Annotated in this window: 13 protein-coding genes; 6 read left to right on the top strand and 7 right to left on the bottom strand. The window is 59.9% G+C overall.

Annotated features, from left to right (window positions below; translation table 11 throughout):
* Window positions 1–20 precede the first annotated feature (20 nt).
* Together rep and AO068_RS25795 are read left to right on the top strand one after the other, a co-directional pair.
* The gene (rep, locus tag AO068_RS25800) at window positions 21–2030 is read left to right on the top strand and encodes a DNA helicase Rep (RefSeq protein WP_004660029.1); all 2010 of its coding nucleotides are present in this window, start codon (window positions 21–23) and stop codon (window positions 2028–2030) included.
* Window positions 2031–2083: 53 nt separating this feature from the next.
* Window positions 2084–2653: a xanthine phosphoribosyltransferase gene (locus tag AO068_RS25795; RefSeq protein ID WP_058409830.1), complete on the top strand. Its 570-nt coding sequence runs from the start codon at window positions 2084–2086 to the stop codon at window positions 2651–2653.
* A 360-nt stretch (window positions 2654–3013) separates the two neighbouring features.
* Here AO068_RS25795 and AO068_RS25790 read toward each other — a convergent pair whose 3' ends face one another.
* Complete coding sequence (locus AO068_RS25790; RefSeq protein ID WP_058409829.1) at window positions 3014–4336, bottom strand: sigma-54 interaction domain-containing protein; 1323 nt, start codon at window positions 4334–4336, stop codon at window positions 3014–3016.
* A 265-nt stretch (window positions 4337–4601) separates the two neighbouring features.
* Here AO068_RS25790 and AO068_RS25785 point away from each other — a divergent pair, with 265 nt between their 5' ends.
* The 3 genes from AO068_RS25785 to AO068_RS25775 are packed head-to-tail and all read left to right on the top strand — an operon-like array spanning window position 4602 to window position 7572.
* Window positions 4602–5486, top strand: a complete 885-nt coding sequence (locus AO068_RS25785; RefSeq protein ID WP_058409828.1) for an MBL fold metallo-hydrolase — start codon at window positions 4602–4604, stop codon at window positions 5484–5486.
* 27 nt (window positions 5487–5513) lie between these two features.
* Window positions 5514–6767, top strand: a complete 1254-nt coding sequence (locus AO068_RS25780) for an NAD(P)/FAD-dependent oxidoreductase (RefSeq protein WP_058409827.1) — start codon at window positions 5514–5516, stop codon at window positions 6765–6767.
* Window positions 6760–7572: a sulfite exporter TauE/SafE family protein gene (locus AO068_RS25775; protein WP_005732796.1), complete on the top strand. Its 813-nt coding sequence runs from the start codon at window positions 6760–6762 to the stop codon at window positions 7570–7572. Before AO068_RS25780 ends, AO068_RS25775 begins: the two co-directional genes overlap by 8 nt.
* A gap of 415 nt (window positions 7573–7987) precedes the next feature.
* On the opposite strand, the gene AO068_RS25770 is transcribed toward AO068_RS25775, so the two are convergent.
* The 6 genes from AO068_RS25770 to dibA all read right to left on the bottom strand — a co-directional run bounded on the left by AO068_RS25770 (window position 7988) and on the right by dibA (window position 14241).
* Window positions 7988–8968 carry a sulfate/molybdate ABC transporter ATP-binding protein gene (locus AO068_RS25770; RefSeq protein WP_002551393.1) on the bottom strand — a complete coding sequence of 327 codons (981 nt, stop codon included), beginning with the start codon at window positions 8966–8968 and terminating at the stop codon, window positions 7988–7990.
* 2 nt (window positions 8969–8970) lie between these two features.
* Window positions 8971–9843: a sulfate ABC transporter permease subunit CysW gene (cysW, locus tag AO068_RS25765; RefSeq protein ID WP_057403402.1), complete on the bottom strand. Its 873-nt coding sequence runs from the start codon at window positions 9841–9843 to the stop codon at window positions 8971–8973.
* Window positions 9844–9856: 13 nt separating this feature from the next.
* The gene (gene cysT / locus AO068_RS25760; protein ID WP_002551395.1) at window positions 9857–10678 is read right to left on the bottom strand and encodes a sulfate ABC transporter permease subunit CysT; all 822 of its coding nucleotides are present in this window, start codon (window positions 10676–10678) and stop codon (window positions 9857–9859) included.
* 94 nt (window positions 10679–10772) lie between these two features.
* Window positions 10773–11783, bottom strand: a complete 1011-nt coding sequence (locus tag AO068_RS25755) for a sulfate ABC transporter substrate-binding protein (protein ID WP_002551396.1) — start codon at window positions 11781–11783, stop codon at window positions 10773–10775.
* Between the two features lie 150 nt (window positions 11784–11933).
* On the bottom strand, window positions 11934–12116 hold the full coding sequence (gene oscA, locus AO068_RS25750) for a sulfur starvation response protein OscA (protein ID WP_002551397.1): 183 nt from the start codon (window positions 12114–12116) through the stop codon (window positions 11934–11936).
* Window positions 12117–12312: 196 nt separating this feature from the next.
* Window positions 12313–14241, bottom strand: a complete 1929-nt coding sequence (gene dibA / locus AO068_RS25745; protein ID WP_058409826.1) for a phosphodiesterase DibA — start codon at window positions 14239–14241, stop codon at window positions 12313–12315.
* Between the two features lie 155 nt (window positions 14242–14396).
* Here dibA and desA point away from each other — a divergent pair, with 155 nt between their 5' ends.
* Window positions 14397–15581 carry a delta-9 fatty acid desaturase DesA gene (desA, locus tag AO068_RS25740; RefSeq protein ID WP_058409825.1) on the top strand — a complete coding sequence of 395 codons (1185 nt, stop codon included), beginning with the start codon at window positions 14397–14399 and terminating at the stop codon, window positions 15579–15581.
* Window positions 15582–15669: the final 88 nt, after the last annotated feature.

Raw genomic sequence — 15669 nt, 5'->3', positions numbered from 1 at the left:
AGACGACTCTTCATACCGCCATGTCCCGACTCAATCCCCGGCAGCAGGAAGCCGTGAACTACGTCGGCGGCCCTCTTTTGGTGCTCGCCGGTGCCGGTTCCGGCAAGACCAGTGTGATCACCCGCAAGATTGCGCACCTGATCCAGAACTGCGGCATCCGCGCCCAGTACATTGTCGCCATGACCTTTACCAACAAGGCCGCGCGCGAGATGAAGGAGCGCGTCGGTACGCTGCTCCGAGGCGGCGAAGGACGCGGCCTGACGGTCTCGACCTTCCACAACCTGGGTCTGAACATCATCCGCAAGGAACACACGCGGCTGGGCTACAAACCGGGCTTCTCGATCTTCGACGAGACCGACGTCAAGGCCCTGATGACCGACATCATGCAGAAAGAGTATTCGGGCGACGACGGTGTCGACGAAATCAAGAACATGATCGGCTCGTGGAAAAACGACCTCATCCTGCCTGCCGACGCGCTGGAAAACGCCCGCAACCCCAAGGAACAGACCGCCGCCATCGTCTACACCCACTACCAGCGCACGCTCAAGGCGTATAACGCGGTGGACTTCGATGATCTAATTCTGCTGCCGGTCAAGCTGTTCCAGGAACACGCCGACATTCTGGAGAAATGGCAGAACAAGGTGCGCTACCTGCTGGTGGATGAATATCAGGACACCAACGCCAGCCAGTACCTGCTGGTTAAACTGCTGATCGGTTCGCGCCACCAGTTCACCGTGGTGGGCGACGACGACCAGTCGATCTACGCCTGGCGTGGTGCGCGGCCGGAAAACCTGATGCTGCTCAAGGACGACTACCCGTCGTTGAAAGTGGTCATGCTGGAGCAGAACTACCGTTCCACCAGCCGTATTCTGCGTTGCGCCAACGTGCTGATCTCCAACAACCCGCACGCCTTCGAAAAACAACTGTGGTCCGAGATGGGCCACGGCGACGAAATCCGTGTCATCCGTTGCCGTAACGAAGATGCTGAAGCCGAGCGCGTGGCGATGGAAATCCTCACCCTGCACCTGCGCACCGACCGGCCCTACAGCGACTTCGCCATCCTGTATCGCGGCAACTACCAGGCCAAGCTGATCGAACTCAAATTGCAGCACCACCAAGTGCCGTATCGACTCTCCGGCGGCAACAGCTTCTTCGGTCGCCAGGAAGTGAAAGACCTGATGGCGTATTTCCGTTTGCTGGTGAACCCGGACGACGACAACGCCTTCCTGCGGGTCATCAACGTGCCGCGTCGAGAAATCGGCTCGACCACGCTGGAAAAACTCGGTAACTACGCCACCGAACGCAAGGTGTCGATGTACGCCGCCACCGAAGAAATCGGCCTGGGCGAGCACCTGGACAGCCGTTACACCGACCGTTTGCAGCGCTTCAAGCGCTGGATGGACGGCGTGCGCCAGCAATGCGCGCAGAACGACCCCATTGCCGCGCTACGCAGCATGGTCATGGACATCGACTACGAGAACTGGCTGCGGCAGAACAGCTCCAGCGAAAAGGCCGCTGATTACCGGATGAGTAACGTCTGGTTCCTGATCGAGGCGTTGAAAAACACGCTGGAAAAGGACGAAGAAGGCGGTATGACCATCGAGGAAGCCATCGGCAAGCTGGTCCTGCGCGACATGCTTGAACGTCAGCAGGAAGAGGAAGATGGTGCCGAAGGCGTGCAGATGATGACCTTGCACGCCTCCAAGGGTCTGGAGTTTCCTTACGTGTTCATCATGGGTATGGAAGAAGAGATCCTGCCGCACCGCTCCAGCATCGAAGCCGACACCATCGAAGAAGAACGCCGTCTTGCCTATGTCGGCATTACGCGCGCGCGGCAGACTCTGGCCTTCACGTTCGCCGCCAAGCGCAAGCAGTACGGTGAAATCATCGACTGCGCGCCAAGCCGCTTTCTGGATGAGCTGCCCCCGGATGACCTGGCCTGGGAAGGCAATGACGACACTCCGACGGAAGTCAAAGCGGTTCGCGGCAATACCGCGCTTGCCGATATTCGCGCCATGCTGAAACGCTAGTCGACAAACGAAATTGATCATTTATTGCGCAATGGCGCAGTCTAGGAATTGAAGTGGAAGCACTGCACAAGAAGATTCGCGAAGAAGGCATCGTATTGTCCGACCAGGTGCTGAAAGTCGATGCGTTTCTCAACCATCAGATCGATCCGGCATTGATGAAGGAAATTGGTGACGAGTTCGCCCGTCTGTTCGCCAACGCTGGCGTGACCAAAATCGTGACCATCGAAGCTTCCGGCATTGCGCCGGCCGTCATGGCGGGTCTGAACATGGGCGTGCCGGTGATTTTCGCCCGCAAGCACCAGTCCCTGACCCTGACTGAAAACCTGCTGTCGGCGTCCGTGTACTCGTTCACCAAACAGGTGGAAAGCACGGTGGCGATCTCGCCGCGTCATCTGAGCAGCGACGACCACGTGCTGATCATCGATGACTTCCTCGCCAACGGCAAAGCCTCGCAGGCGCTGATCTCGATCATCAAACAGGCCGGTGCGACTGTGGCCGGGCTGGGGATCGTGATCGAGAAGTCCTTCCAGGGCGGCCGTGCCGAACTGGATGCACAGGGCTATAGAGTGGAGTCGCTGGCGCGGGTTGAATCCCTGGCCGGTGGGGTTGTGACGTTCAAGTAACGCGCTCAAGGGAGGACGCGGAGCGTCCGGAAAGGCATGCGACGCGGAGCGCCGCACGATAGTTGCGGTTATCGTTCTCACGCTCCAGCGTAGGAATGCAGGTATCGACGCTCTGCGTCGCCAAGAGGACGCAGAGCGTCCAGAAAGGCATGCGACGCGGAGCGCCGCACGATAGTTGCGATTATCGTTCCCACGCTCCAGCGTGGTAATGCAGTTCTCGACGCTCTGCGTCGCCAAGAGGACGCGGAGCGTCCAGAAAGGCATGCGACGCGGAGCGCCGTACGATAGTTACGATTATCGTTCCGCACGCTCCAGCGTGGGAATGCAGTTCTCGACGCTCTGCGTCGCCGTGTCTGTGCTTCAGCGCGGAATACCGAGGGCACGCAAGCGTCGATACAGGGTGCGTTCGCTCAGCCCCAGTTCTCTGGCCAGTTCGCTGCGCGAGCCGTTGAACACTCGCAGTGCATGGGCGAGTTTCTCCAGGCCGTCGTCCTGCTGGCGGTAAGTCACGCCACCCGCTTCTTCGCCCTGACCGCGCACTTCAGCGGGTAAATCCTGCACGCGAATAACGCCGTCATCGGTAAACAGGCGGGCGCGTTCGAGTATGTTGCGCAGCTCGCGAATGTTGCCGGGGTAGCTGTACACACTCAGCAGGTTCATGGCCGCGGGGTCGACACGCGGAGCAGCACCCGGCGCGATGCGTTGCAGCAGGCTGTCGATCAGCAGCGGCAGGTCTTCACTGCGTTCGCGCAGTGCCGGCAGACGGATCGGGAAAGCGCTGATGCGGTAAAACAAATCCTGGCGAAAACTGCCATCGGCGACCATCTCCTTGAGCGGTTTGTGGGTGGCCACCACCAGCCGAAAATCCGAGTGCACCGTTCGCAGGCTGCCCACCGGGCGAAAGCTGCCTGATTCGATCAGCCGCAACAGCTTGACCTGCATGGCCAGCGGCACCTCGCCGATTTCATCAAGGAACAACGTGCCGCCATGAGCGGCTTCGGCCAGACCGGTCTTGCGCTGTAACGCCCCGGTGAATGCGCCCTTTTCATAGCCGAACAGCTCGCTCTCCAGCAGGGTTTCGGTAAGCCCGGTGCAATCGACCACCACCAGCGGCCCGGCGGATCTTGCGCTGCTGGCGTGCAGTGCGCGAGCGAACAATTCCTTGCCGGTACCCGACTCACCCTGCAGCAGCACCGGTATCTGTGCGGGCGCAGCGCGTTGCAAGGCACCCAGAACTTCCTTGAACGCCGCTGAACGACCGACCAGCCCATGCTGCTGCGGCTGGACCGACGCCACGGCCACCGAACTCAGTCGCTCGACATAGGCGATGACTTCACCCCCGTCATCGAGAATCGGCCGCAGTTCCACATCCACATGCTCAGGGCCGCGAGGCGTATGGTGAATATGCAGCAAACGCTCCGGAAGCCGCGTTTCGTGGGCCTTGCGCATCGGGCAATGCTCACCGGCCTGATCGCACGGCACCGCGAACTGATGTGACACCCGATAACACTTCTCGCCCACATGTGGCGTGCCTTCAACGCCGAACTGGCGCTGATAGGCGGTGTTGGCCGCGATGATGTTGTAGTTGGTGTCCAGAACGATGGTCGGTCGCAGGTCATGTTCGAGGTATGACACCAGCGACTGCATGCGACTGCCGGGAAAATCGGTGGCGATGAGGTTCATGCTTGCTCCTGTGGATTGGTGGCAGCTTAACCCATCTCGCTGCCAGCTTATGCCACCGTCTGCCAATCGACTGCCAGAATGTGGCAGTCAGCGTCTTGGCAGCCATCATGCGGGTTTCCGCAGAATCCCTCAAAGCACTGTATTTACTATGCTCAACAGGTTTTCCGGCCGTTGGCATGGTTATTGAGAAGTCATAGCAACGACTGCCAACCGTCCGGCCTGACCAAACGGGCCTCGAGGCGATTTACAGCCATGGGAATTGCACATGATCATCGGTGAAAAACTTTATGTCGAAGCCCTCTTCGACAGCCATACCTGGACCATCAGCTACCTGGTGATGGACCTGGACAGCAAGCAGTGCGCGCTGATCGACAGCGTGCTCGATTACGACCCCAAGTCGGGCCGCACCCGGACCGAGTCTGCCGACCGGATGATCGGCCGGGTACAGGCGCTGGGGGCTTCGGTGCAGTGGATTTTCGAAACCCATGTGCACGCGGATCACCTCTCGGCCGCGCCGTATCTGAAACAGCAGCTTGGCGGGCAAATCGTCATCGGCAGCCACATCACCGCCGTGCAGGAAACCTTTGGCGCGCTGTTCAACGCGCCGTCTGACTTTGCCCGCAATGGCAGCCAGTTCGATGTGCTGCTGGAAGATAACGCCTCGTTTGCCCTTGGAACACTTCAGGTCAAGGCCATGCATACGCCCGGGCATACACCGGCGTGCATGAGTTACCTGGTGCAGGTCGACGACAAAACCATCGCGTTTGTCGGCGACACGTTGTTCATGCCCGATTACGGCACCGCTCGTTGCGACTTTCCCGGAGCCGATGCGCGCACGCTGTACCGCTCCATTCACAAGTTGCTGGCGTTGCCGCCTGACACCCTGCTGTTCATGTGCCACGACTACCTGCCCAACGGTCGTGAGCTGAAATACATGACCACCGTCGCCGAACAGCGCGCCAGCAACATCCATGTTCATGACGGCGTAGATGAAGACGCGTTCGTCAGCATGCGTGAAGCCCGTGACGTGACGCTGGATATGCCCGTACTGATGCTGTCTTCGGTGCAGGTCAACATGCGCTGCGGGCACTTTCCCGAGCCGGAAGACAACGGCGTCGTCTACCTGAAGATCCCGCTCAATGCCTTTTGACTGCTGCCCGCCTTGGGAAACCCTGTGATGAATGCTTCGACAACTAGCTGTCAGATCCTGATCGTCGGTGGCGGTGCTGCCGGTATCGCCACCGCCGCAAGCCTGCTCGCCCGTGATGCTGCCCTGCAGATCACCCTGGTCGACCCTGCTGATACCCACTATTACCAGCCGGGCTGGACCATGGTCGGCGCGGGCATCTTCACGCCGCAGTCGACGGCACGCAGCATGGCGTCGCTGATTCCCAAAGGCGTGCAGTGGATCAAGGCTGCGGTGGCGACCTTCGAGCCGCAGCACAGTACCCTGACGCTCGCCGACGGGCGTACGCTTGGCTATCAGCAACTGGTGGTCTGCCCCGGCCTGAAGCTGGACTGGGCGGCCATCGACGGGTTGGTCGAGACGCTGGGTGCCAACGGCGTGACCTCCAACTATCGCTATGACCTGGCACCCTATACATGGAAGCTGGTGCAGGGCTTGAAGCAAGGGCGCGCGCTGTTTACTCAGCCGCCCATGCCGATCAAATGCGCCGGTGCGCCACAGAAGGCCATGTACCTGTCTTGTGACCACTGGCTGAAAACCGGCCGTCTGGCGCAGATCAATACGCAGTTCTTCAACGCCGGTGGCGTGCTGTTTGGTGTGGCGGACTATGTACCGGCGCTGATGAAGTACATCGAGCGGTACGCCATCGACCTCAAGTTCAGCCATCGGTTGGTGGCCGTCGACGGGCCGGGCAAGCGTGCTACGTTTGTTTGCACGCAGGCCGATGGCAGCAGCGAAACCGTCGAGCACAGCTTTGAAATGCTGCACGTGGTGCCACCGCAGATTGCCCCCGACTTCATTCGCAGCAGCCCGCTGGCCGATGCCGCAGGCTGGGTGGACGTGGACCCTGCCACGCTCCGGCACCGACAGTTCGCCAATGTTCATGGTCTCGGCGATGCCACCAATACCAGCAACGCCAAAACCGCCGCAGCCGCCCGCAAGCAGGCACCGGTGGTGGCCAATAATGTGCTGGTCGCGCTGGGTCGTCTGAGTGAGTCTGCCGCCTATGACGGTTATGGCTCATGCCCGCTGACCGTCGAGAAAGGCCGGATCGTACTGGCTGAATTCACCTATGGCGGCAAGGTTGCGCCGAGCTTCCCGCGCTGGCTGCTGGATGGCCGTCAACCGACCCGGCTGGCCTGGTGGCTGAAAGAACGCGTGCTGCCCGTACTTTACTGGCATGGCATGCTCAAGGGACGTGAATGGCTGGCCAAACCGGAAAAGGCTGACGCCAGGCATGGATGAGCATCAACTGCTGGGCGTTGGCCTGGGGGCGATCATTGGCGTGGTACTGGCGCTGACAGGCGCGGGCGGTGGCATTCTCGCGGTCCCGCTGCTGGTTTTTGGTCTTGGCCTGTCGATTGTCGAAGCGGCACCTGTCGGCCTGCTGGCCGTCGGGCTGGCGGCGGGAATCGGCGCGGTGCTGGGGCTGCGTCAGGGTATCGTTCGCTATCGCGCTGCCGGGTACATCGCGTCCATCGGTGTGTTGATGGCACCTCTGGGCCTGTGGCTCGCCCATCGGCTGCCCAATACACCGCTGGCATTGGTCTTTTCGGTCGTGCTGCTGTACGCCTGCACGCGCATGTTCATCAGGGCCAGCCGCGAATTGCGCCACGGCCAACCGCCGCCACGCGCAGAAATGCTGCCCTGCGTGCTCAACCCGCTACAAGGCCGTTTGCGCTGGACCATGCCGTGCCTGCGCGCTTTGACGCTGACCGGCGTGGGTTCAGGGTTATTGTCCGGGCTATTAGGTGTGGGCGGCGGTTTCGTGATCATTCCGGCGTTGACCCGCTACAGCGACCTGGGCATGAAAAGCGTTGTGGCGACGTCACTGGCGGTGATTGCGCTGGTCTCGACGGGCAGCGTCATCACCGCCTCCTTGAGCGGGGTGATGCACTGGACGGTGGGTGCGCCTTTTGCACTAGGCGCAGTCATCGGCTTGATAGCCGGCAGGCAAGTCGCCCGCTACCTCGCCGGCCCACGCCTGCAACAGCTGTTCGCCGTATGCGGCATTGTTGCCGCATTCATGCTCGCGTTGTCAGTGCGCTAACCGCCCGAGGACGCAGAGCGTCCAGAAAGGCATTCCCACGCGGAGCATGGGAACGATGAAATCTCGAGATCACTATCGTGCCAATGCTCCGCGTTGGCATGCAGTTCGTGACGCTCCGCGTCACATGCTCGCGCTGACGCCGCGCACTCAAGATCGGACGCAGAGCGTCCAGAAAGGCATTCCCACGCGGAGCATGGGAACGATGAAAATCTTGAGATCACTATCGTGCCAATGCTCCGCGTTGACATGCAGTTCGTGACGCTCCGCGTCACATGCTCGTGCTGACGCCGCGCACTCAAGATCGGACGCAGAGCGTCCAGAAAGGCATTCCCACGCGGAGCATGGGAACGATGAAAGTCTCGAGATCACTATCGTCCCAATGCGGAGCATGGGAACGATAGTCGGGGGGGTGGGCTTAAAGCTTTTGCCAGACCTTCGGTTTGAAGAACAGTGTCTCGCCCTTGGCCAGGCCTACCAGGCTGTCGTGGTCTTTCACCACTTCGGCCTCGATCAGTTCGCTCTGCCCTTCCACTTTCAGCGTGACCCGCGTTGTCGCGCCCAGTGGGCGGATGTCGCGGACTTCGGCGGCGTGGTGGTCTTCGATTTCCTGACGCGACAACGACACTTCATGCGGACGGAACAACAGGTGCCCTTCCTCGCCCAGGCTCAGGCGGTTGGAGTCACCCAGGAAGTGGTAGACGAAGTCGTTGGACGGGTTCTCGTAGACCTCACCCGGCGAGCCGATCTGTTCGATCACGCCCTTGTTCATCACCACGATGCGATCAGCCACTTCCATGGCCTCTTCCTGATCGTGGGTCACAAACACCGAGGTCAGGTTGATGTCTTCGTGCAGGCGCGCCAGCCAGCGACGCAGTTCCTTGCGCACCTTGGCGTCCAGTGCACCAAACGGCTCGTCCAGCAACAGCACTTTGGGCTCGACCGCCAGAGCTCGGGCCAGAGCGATACGCTGACGCTGACCACCGGACAACTGCTCCGGATAACGATCGGCCAGCCAGTCCAGTTGCACCATGTTCAGCAGTTCGTGGACCTTTTCCGCGATGCGCGTTTCGTTCGGGCGCTCGCGCTTGGGCTTCATGCGCAGGCCGAACGCGACGTTGTCGAACACCGTCATGTGGCGGAACAGCGCGTAATGCTGAAACACGAACCCGACGTTGCGATCACGCACGTCATGGCCGGACACATCTTCGCCGTGGAACACAATGCTGCCGTCATCCGGGGTTTCCAAGCCGGCAATAATGCGCAGCAGGGTGGTCTTGCCGCAGCCTGAAGGGCCGAGCAAAGCCACCAGCTCGCCACTCTGGATGTCCAGACTGATGTTGTTCAGGGCCTTGAAGGCGTTGAAGTTCTTGCTGACGTTACGGACTTCGATCGACATGATTATTCCTCCGCCGCGTTATGGCGCAGACGGTTAATGCGGGATTCGCTCCACTGCTTGAGCAGCAGGATGAACAGCGCCAGGATCAGCAACAGGCTCGCCACGGCAAAGGCTGCAACGTGGTTGTACTCGTTGTAGAGAATTTCGACGTGCAACGGCAGGGTATTGGTGACGCCGCGAATGTGCCCGGAAACCACCGACACCGCGCCAAACTCACCCATCGCCCGTGCCGTACACAGCACCACGCCGTAGATCAGGCCCCATTTGATGTTCGGCACCGTGACGTGCCAGAACATCTGCCAGCCATTGGCGCCCAGCAGCCGTGCGGCCTCTTCTTCCTGAGTGCCCTGCTCCTGCATCAGCGGGATCAGCTCACGCGCAACGAACGGCACGGTGACAAAGATGGTCGCCAGCACGATACCCGGCAGGGCGAAGACGATCTGGATGTCGTGATCCTGCAACCACGGCCCGAACAGCCCCTGCGCACCGAACATCAGCACGTAAACCAGACCGGCGATGACCGGCGACACCGAGAACGGCAGGTCGATCAGCGTGACCAGAATGCTCTTGCCGCGGAACGAATATTTGCTCACGCACCATGCGGCGCTGACGCCGAATACCAGATTGAGCGGCACCGAGATCAGGACCGCAATGACCGTCAGCTTCAGCGCTGACAAGGCATCCGGTTCAAGGATTGCGGTAAAGAACGCGCCCAGACCGTTTTTCAGCCCCTGAGACACCACGATGAACAGCGGCAGGCCCAGAAACAGCACGAACACCAGCCAGCACAGGCCGATCAGAATACGTCGCGACAGCGCGCTGCCACGACGGGCGGCGTTGGCAGAGGCGGCGGCTGAAACAGATGAATAAGACATGTTCTGCGCCTCCTCAGGATGGGGTTTCAATGCGCCGCTGCAGCAGGTTGATCAGCAGCAGCAGAATGAAGGACACCACCAGCATCATCACGCCGATAGCGGTTGCGCCGGTGTAGTCGTACTGGTCGAGCTTGACCATGATCAGCAGCGGCAGGATCTCGGTTTTCATCGGCATGTTGCCGGCGATGAAAATCACCGAACCGTACTCGCCCACGCCACGGGCAAACGCCAGAGCGAAGCCGGTCAGCCAGGCGGGCAACAAGGCCGGAACGAGGATGTGGCGGAACACCTGCAGAGGACGCGCGCCCAGGCAGGCAGCGGCTTCTTCGACTTCCTTGGGGATGTCGGCCAGCACAGGCTGCACGGTGCGCACCACGAACGGCAGGGTGACGAAGGTCAGCGCCAGGGTGATACCCAGCGGGGTGTAGGCGATCTTGAAACCCAGATCAGCCGCGAACTGGCCGACCCAGCCATTGGGCGCGTACAGCGCTGTCAGGGCGATACCGGCCACAGCAGTCGGCAGGGCGAACGGCAGATCGATCATGGCATCGATGATCTTGCGACCGGGGAAGGTGTAACGCACCAGCACCCAGGCCAGCAGCGTACCGATCACGCCATTGATCAGGGCCGCATAGAAAGCGGTGCCGAAACTCAGCTTGAGCGCCGCGATCACGCGTGGTGCCGTGATGATGGTCCAGAACTGATCCCAGGTCAGCTGCGCGGCATGCACGAACATGGCGGCCAGCGGTATTAGCACAATCAGACTGAGGTACACCAAGGTGTAGCCCAGCGTCAGCCCGAAGCCGGGTATGACGGGGGAGATACGACGCGACATAAAAGTCCCTGGTTTCACTTGCACGAAGCCCGGAGGTTAATCCGGGCTGCTTGACCCAACCTGCGATGCCACTCGCGCGGCATCCTGATTCGGTTTATTGCGCTTGGTAAATCTGGTCGAACACGCCGCCGTCATTGAAAAACTTCGGCTGCGCAGTTTTCCAGCCACCAAAGTCTTTGTCGATAGTCACCAGATCGAGTTTCGGGAATTGCTTTTCGTACTTGGCGGCCACTTCGGCATCACGTGGACGATAGAAGTTTTTCGCCGCAATTTCCTGACCTTCCTTGCTGTACAGGTGCTTCAGGTATTCAGTCGCGATTTCAGTGTTGCCTTTCTTCTCGGCGTTTTTGTCGACTACGGCTACCGGAGGTTCGGCGAGAATCGACAGCGACGGCACGACGATGTCGAACTTGTCTTTGCCGCCGTCTTCTTTCAGCGCCAGGAACGCTTCGTTTTCCCACGCCAGCAGCACGTCACCCTGACCGTTGTTGACGAAGGTGATGGTCGAACCGCGGGCACCGGTATCCAGAATCGGCACGTGCTTGAACAGCGTCTGCACGTATTCCTTGGCCTTGGCTTCGTCACCGCCGCCCGCCTTCAGGCCGTAAGCCCAGGCAGCCAGGAAGTTCCAGCGCGCACCGCCGGAGGTTTTCGGGTTCGGTGTGATCACCGAGACGTCTTTCTTGATCAGGTCACCCCAGTCCTTGATGCCTTTGGGGTTGCCCTTGCGCACCAGAAACACGATGGTCGAGGTGTAAGGCGTGCTCGCATCCGGCAGACGGGTCTGCCAGTTTTCGGGCAGGGTCTTGCCCAGCTTGGCGATTTCGTCGATGTCACCGGCCAGTGCCAGGGTCACCACGTCTGCACGCAGACCGTCGATCACGCCACGGGCCTGCTTGCCCGAACCACCGTGGGACTGCTTGATCTCGACCTTGTCGTCTGGATGGGATTTTTTCCAGAAGTTGACGAATTCTGCGTTGTAATCCTGATACAGCTCGCGGGTCGGATCGTAAGACACGTTGAGCAGTTCGTAATCCTTGGCAACAGCCGAACCTGCGAAAACAGCACTGGCGAGAGCGGCCAGAGCAAAACGGCGAATGGACATAGATGAAGCTCCTGGAAATGCGGTGTGTTGGCTTTTTTAATTTCTTCTTGGCGCGTCAGAACGGCATCCGCACGGGCGCGCTGCTTTTTTCAGGGGAGGTATCAGGAGTCAGGATGAAGCCCTCCGGTTGACCAGTCGGGTAATGCCGCTTCAGCTCTGCTTGGCGGCGGGGTTCTGCAAACGAAACTTTTCCTTGCGCTCGATCTGAACCACTTGCGCGTTGTGCACAGTGATTTCGACGGCGCCAAAACGCAGGTCACGCAACGCACTCTGAATCTCACGCAGAATTGCTGCTTCGTCCTGACCGTCAACACTACGTAGAGATGCGCTCATTGTCTTATTCCTTGAAAGATGAGAAGCCGGCCGTCGCGACTGGGGGCGATGGCGTATGGCGGTGAGGCAATAATAGTGAGGTGCGGATATTCTTAAAAAGACTATTTAAGAATGCAGATATAACCAAAAGAAATTTAGCGGTTAGTGATTTCGCCAGGATGCGTTGCACACCCTGGCAAGCCTAGCTCTGGCGGCTTCAGCCGGGCTGCTCGAAGACCGGTGCATGCGTCCAGTCGATAGCCTGCGCGACCATTGGCCGGGCAAACCAGTAGCCCTGGCCCAACTGGCAACCGTTGCCCAGCAGAAACGCAGCCTGATTCGCATGCTCGATGCCTTCAGCCAGCACCCGCATGCCCAGGCTTCCCGCCAGCGCGATGACCGCTCTGACAATCGCGATGTCGTCATCGTCGCCCGGCAGTCCGGCCACAAAACCCTGGTCGATCTTCAGCTTCTGAACCGGCATGCGCTTGAGCCGCAGCAGCGAAGAATAACCCGTACCGAAGTCATCGATGGCCAGGCTCAGGCCCAGTTCGCGCAGGCGATGCAATTGTTCGATCGCCTGTTCGGGGTCTTCCATGACCGCGCTTTCAGTCACTTCCAGCTCCAGAAAGGCAGGCTCAAGCCCGGTCTCATGCAGTGCCTGTGCTACCCGACGGTCGAGGTCGCCATGATTGAACAGGCGGCTGGAGACGTTTACTGCGACGAACTCGACCGGCAAGCCTTCCGCCAGCCAGGCCTTCATCTGCAGACAGGCGGTTTTCAAGACCCAGGCATCGATATCGGCGATCAGCCCGCTTTGCTCGGCAATCGGAATGAATTCTCCCGGCGAAACCATCCCGCGCTCGGGGTGCTGCCAGCGCACCAGCGCCTCGACACCGCGAATACGGCGGGTGACAAGGTCATGAACCGGCTGATAGAAGACCCGCAGTTGTTCCAGTTCGACGGCCTGACGCAGCTCGTAGGCCAGTTGCACGCGCTGCTGGGCATGAGCAGTCAATTCCTCGGTGTACAACGCATAACACTCACGACCGTCGCCCTTGGCCTTGAACAGCGCCGAGTCTGCATTGCGCAACAGTTGCTCGGCGGTCAGCGCATCGCCGGGGAACAGGCTGATGCCAATGCTGGCAGTCACAAACAGTTGATGCGCGGCAATCGCGAACGGTGCCTTGAGCGCATCGATCACCTGCTGTGCGAGCGCGGCAGCCTGAACCATCTGCGAGCAATTCTTGATCAACAGGGCGAACTCGTCGCCACCCGGACGCGCCAGGGTCATTTCGTTGCCGGACACGCTCTTGAGCCGCTCGGCGACGGCCCTGAGCACATCGTCGCCCACGTTGTGGCCCAGGCTGTCATTGATGTTTTTGAAGTGGTCCAGGTCGATCAGCAACAGTGCGCAGCCGCGTTTGCTGGCGCGCGCCGAAGTCAGCGCCTGGCTGATGCGATCAGTCAGCAGCAGGCGATTGGGCAAATCGGTCAGCCCATCGAAGTGAATCAACTGGGCCAGCTCCTGCTCGGAGCGCTTGATGGCCGTGATGTCGGAGAACACCGCTACAAAGTGCCTGGGTTGGCCGTCGTTGCCCATAACACTGCGAATGGTCTGCCATTGCGGGTAGATCTCGCCGCTTTTGCGCCGATTCCAGATCTCGCCGCTCCACTGGCCCTCGCTGATGATCGAGTGATACATCTGTTTGTAGAACTCCGGGCCGTGTCGGCCGGACTTGAACTTGCTGGGGTTGAGGCCCAGCACTTCTTCGGCCTGATAGCCGGTGATATCGACGAACGCGCGGTTGACGTGAACGATGCGGCCCTGCGCATCGCTGACCAGCACCCCTTCGCGGGTGCTGTCGAACACCGCTTCCGCCAGCCGCAGCCGGTCGTAATCGGTTTGCTGGCGCTGAAAAAGCGCATCGCCGCCGATAAGGCTCCTTAATCTGTAACGTGCGATGAAGATCATGACCGCGCTGAGCAACACCCAGCTGTAACCGGTCATCAGTTGCCAGAACGCCAATCGAGCGGGTTCTTCGATGAAAAAGGGCAGCAACAGGTCGCACGTCACAAACCACAAAATGGACAGCAGCCCATACAGGACGGCCGTTCGCAGCGCGCCAAGGGAGTAATCTGACATCGGAAACGAAGAACCTCAGATAAAGCCGGAATTATAAAGCAAGAAACATCCTGCGACTCTTATCTGAAAGGGTGACTGGTTTTCTGTGGGATGTCAGTGATAATGCACGCGTAACTTTTTTCTTCATGAGTATCTTTACGAGGGCCAAACAGCCTATGTGGTACAACGGTTTGCTCGACCTTTCTGTCTGGCAGGTAATAGCAGTCACGCTGGCGATGACCCATGTGACTATTGTCGGCGTCACGGTCTATCTGCACCGCTACTCAGCCCACCGCTCGCTTGAGCTCAATGCGGGGCTGAAACACTTCTTCCGTTTCTGGCTGTGGCTGACCACTGCCCAGAACACCCGCGAGTGGACAGCCATCCACCGCAAACACCACGCAAAATGCGAAACCGTCGACGACCCGCACAGCCCGGTCGTCAAAGGCCTGTCCACCGTGCTGCGCAAAGGCGCCGAGCTGTACCGCGAAGAAGCGCAGAACCAGGACACCCTGCGTATCTACGGCAAGAACTGCCCGGAAGACTGGATCGAGCGCAACCTGTATTCGCGCTACAAGCTGCTGGGTATCGCCCTGATGGCGGTCATCGACGTGGCGCTGTTCGGTGCGCTCGGTATCACCGTGTGGGCCGTGCAGATGATGTGGATTCCCTTCTGGGCTGCTGGCGTAGTCAACGGTCTGGGCCATGCCATCGGCTATCGCAACTTCGAATGCCGTGACGCGGCCACCAATCTGGTGCCCTGGGGCATCGTGATCGGCGGCGAAGAGCTGCACAACAACCACCACACCTACCCCAACTCGGCCAAGCTGTCGGTCAAGCCCTGGGAATTCGACATGGGCTGGGCGTGGATCAAGCTGTTCAGTTTCCTGGGTCTGGCCAAAGTCCAGCGGGTCGCGCCCATCGCCCATCGGGTCGAAGGCAAGGGCCACATGGACATGGACACTGCCATGGCGATCCTCAACAACCGTTTCCAGATCATGGCGCAGTATCGCAAGCTGGTAATTGCGCCGCTGGTTACCCAGGAACTGGCCAAGGCCGACGAATCGGTGCGTCATCAGTTCAGTCGTGCCAAACGGCTGCTGTCACGTGAGACCAGTCTGCTCGATGACAAGCACCACTTGCGCATCCAGACCATGCTGGAACACAGCCATGCGTTGAAAGTGATCTACGAAAAGCGTCTGGCGTTGCAGCAGATCTGGGTCAAGACCAGCAGCAATGGCCATGACATGCTTTCAGCCATCAAAGAGTGGATTCACGAGGCCGAAGCCAGTGGTATTCACTCGCTGCGCGAGTTCGCCGACCAGCTGAAAACCTACTCGCTACGCCCCGCCCACGCCTGATACCGTTGATCGGCGCGCCTCCCGCAGGTGCGCCGGTCCCGGAACTTATCCCCTGCCAATCTATCTCATCAACTTTCCCGCCAAACGG

The organism is Pseudomonas sp. ICMP 3272 (assembly GCF_001466905.1).
Lineage (GTDB): Bacteria > Pseudomonadota > Gammaproteobacteria > Pseudomonadales > Pseudomonadaceae > Aquipseudomonas > Aquipseudomonas amygdali.
This window is presented reverse-complemented; position numbering and strand designations above follow the sequence as displayed.

Excerpts from the sequence above, each read along its gene's own strand:
- rep (WP_004660029.1), top strand. The coding sequence starts at position 21 with ATGTCCCGACTCAATCCCCGGCAGCAGGAAGCCGTGAACTACGTCGGC.
- AO068_RS25790 (WP_058409829.1), bottom strand. The coding sequence starts at position 4,336 with ATGAACCTCATCGCCACCGATTTTCCCGGCAGTCGCATGCAGTCGCTG.
- AO068_RS25785 (WP_058409828.1), top strand. The coding sequence starts at position 4,602 with ATGATCATCGGTGAAAAACTTTATGTCGAAGCCCTCTTCGACAGCCAT.
- AO068_RS25780 (WP_058409827.1), top strand. The coding sequence starts at position 5,514 with ATGAATGCTTCGACAACTAGCTGTCAGATCCTGATCGTCGGTGGCGGT.
- AO068_RS25775 (WP_005732796.1), top strand. The coding sequence starts at position 6,760 with ATGGATGAGCATCAACTGCTGGGCGTTGGCCTGGGGGCGATCATTGGC.
- AO068_RS25770 (WP_002551393.1), bottom strand. The coding sequence starts at position 8,968 with ATGTCGATCGAAGTCCGTAACGTCAGCAAGAACTTCAACGCCTTCAAG.
- cysW (WP_057403402.1), bottom strand. The coding sequence starts at position 9,843 with ATGTCTTATTCATCTGTTTCAGCCGCCGCCTCTGCCAACGCCGCCCGT.
- cysT (WP_002551395.1), bottom strand. The coding sequence starts at position 10,678 with ATGTCGCGTCGTATCTCCCCCGTCATACCCGGCTTCGGGCTGACGCTG.
- AO068_RS25755 (WP_002551396.1), bottom strand. The coding sequence starts at position 11,783 with ATGTCCATTCGCCGTTTTGCTCTGGCCGCTCTCGCCAGTGCTGTTTTC.
- oscA (WP_002551397.1), bottom strand. The coding sequence starts at position 12,116 with ATGAGCGCATCTCTACGTAGTGTTGACGGTCAGGACGAAGCAGCAATT.
- dibA (WP_058409826.1), bottom strand. The coding sequence starts at position 14,241 with ATGTCAGATTACTCCCTTGGCGCGCTGCGAACGGCCGTCCTGTATGGG.
- desA (WP_058409825.1), top strand. The coding sequence starts at position 14,397 with ATGTGGTACAACGGTTTGCTCGACCTTTCTGTCTGGCAGGTAATAGCA.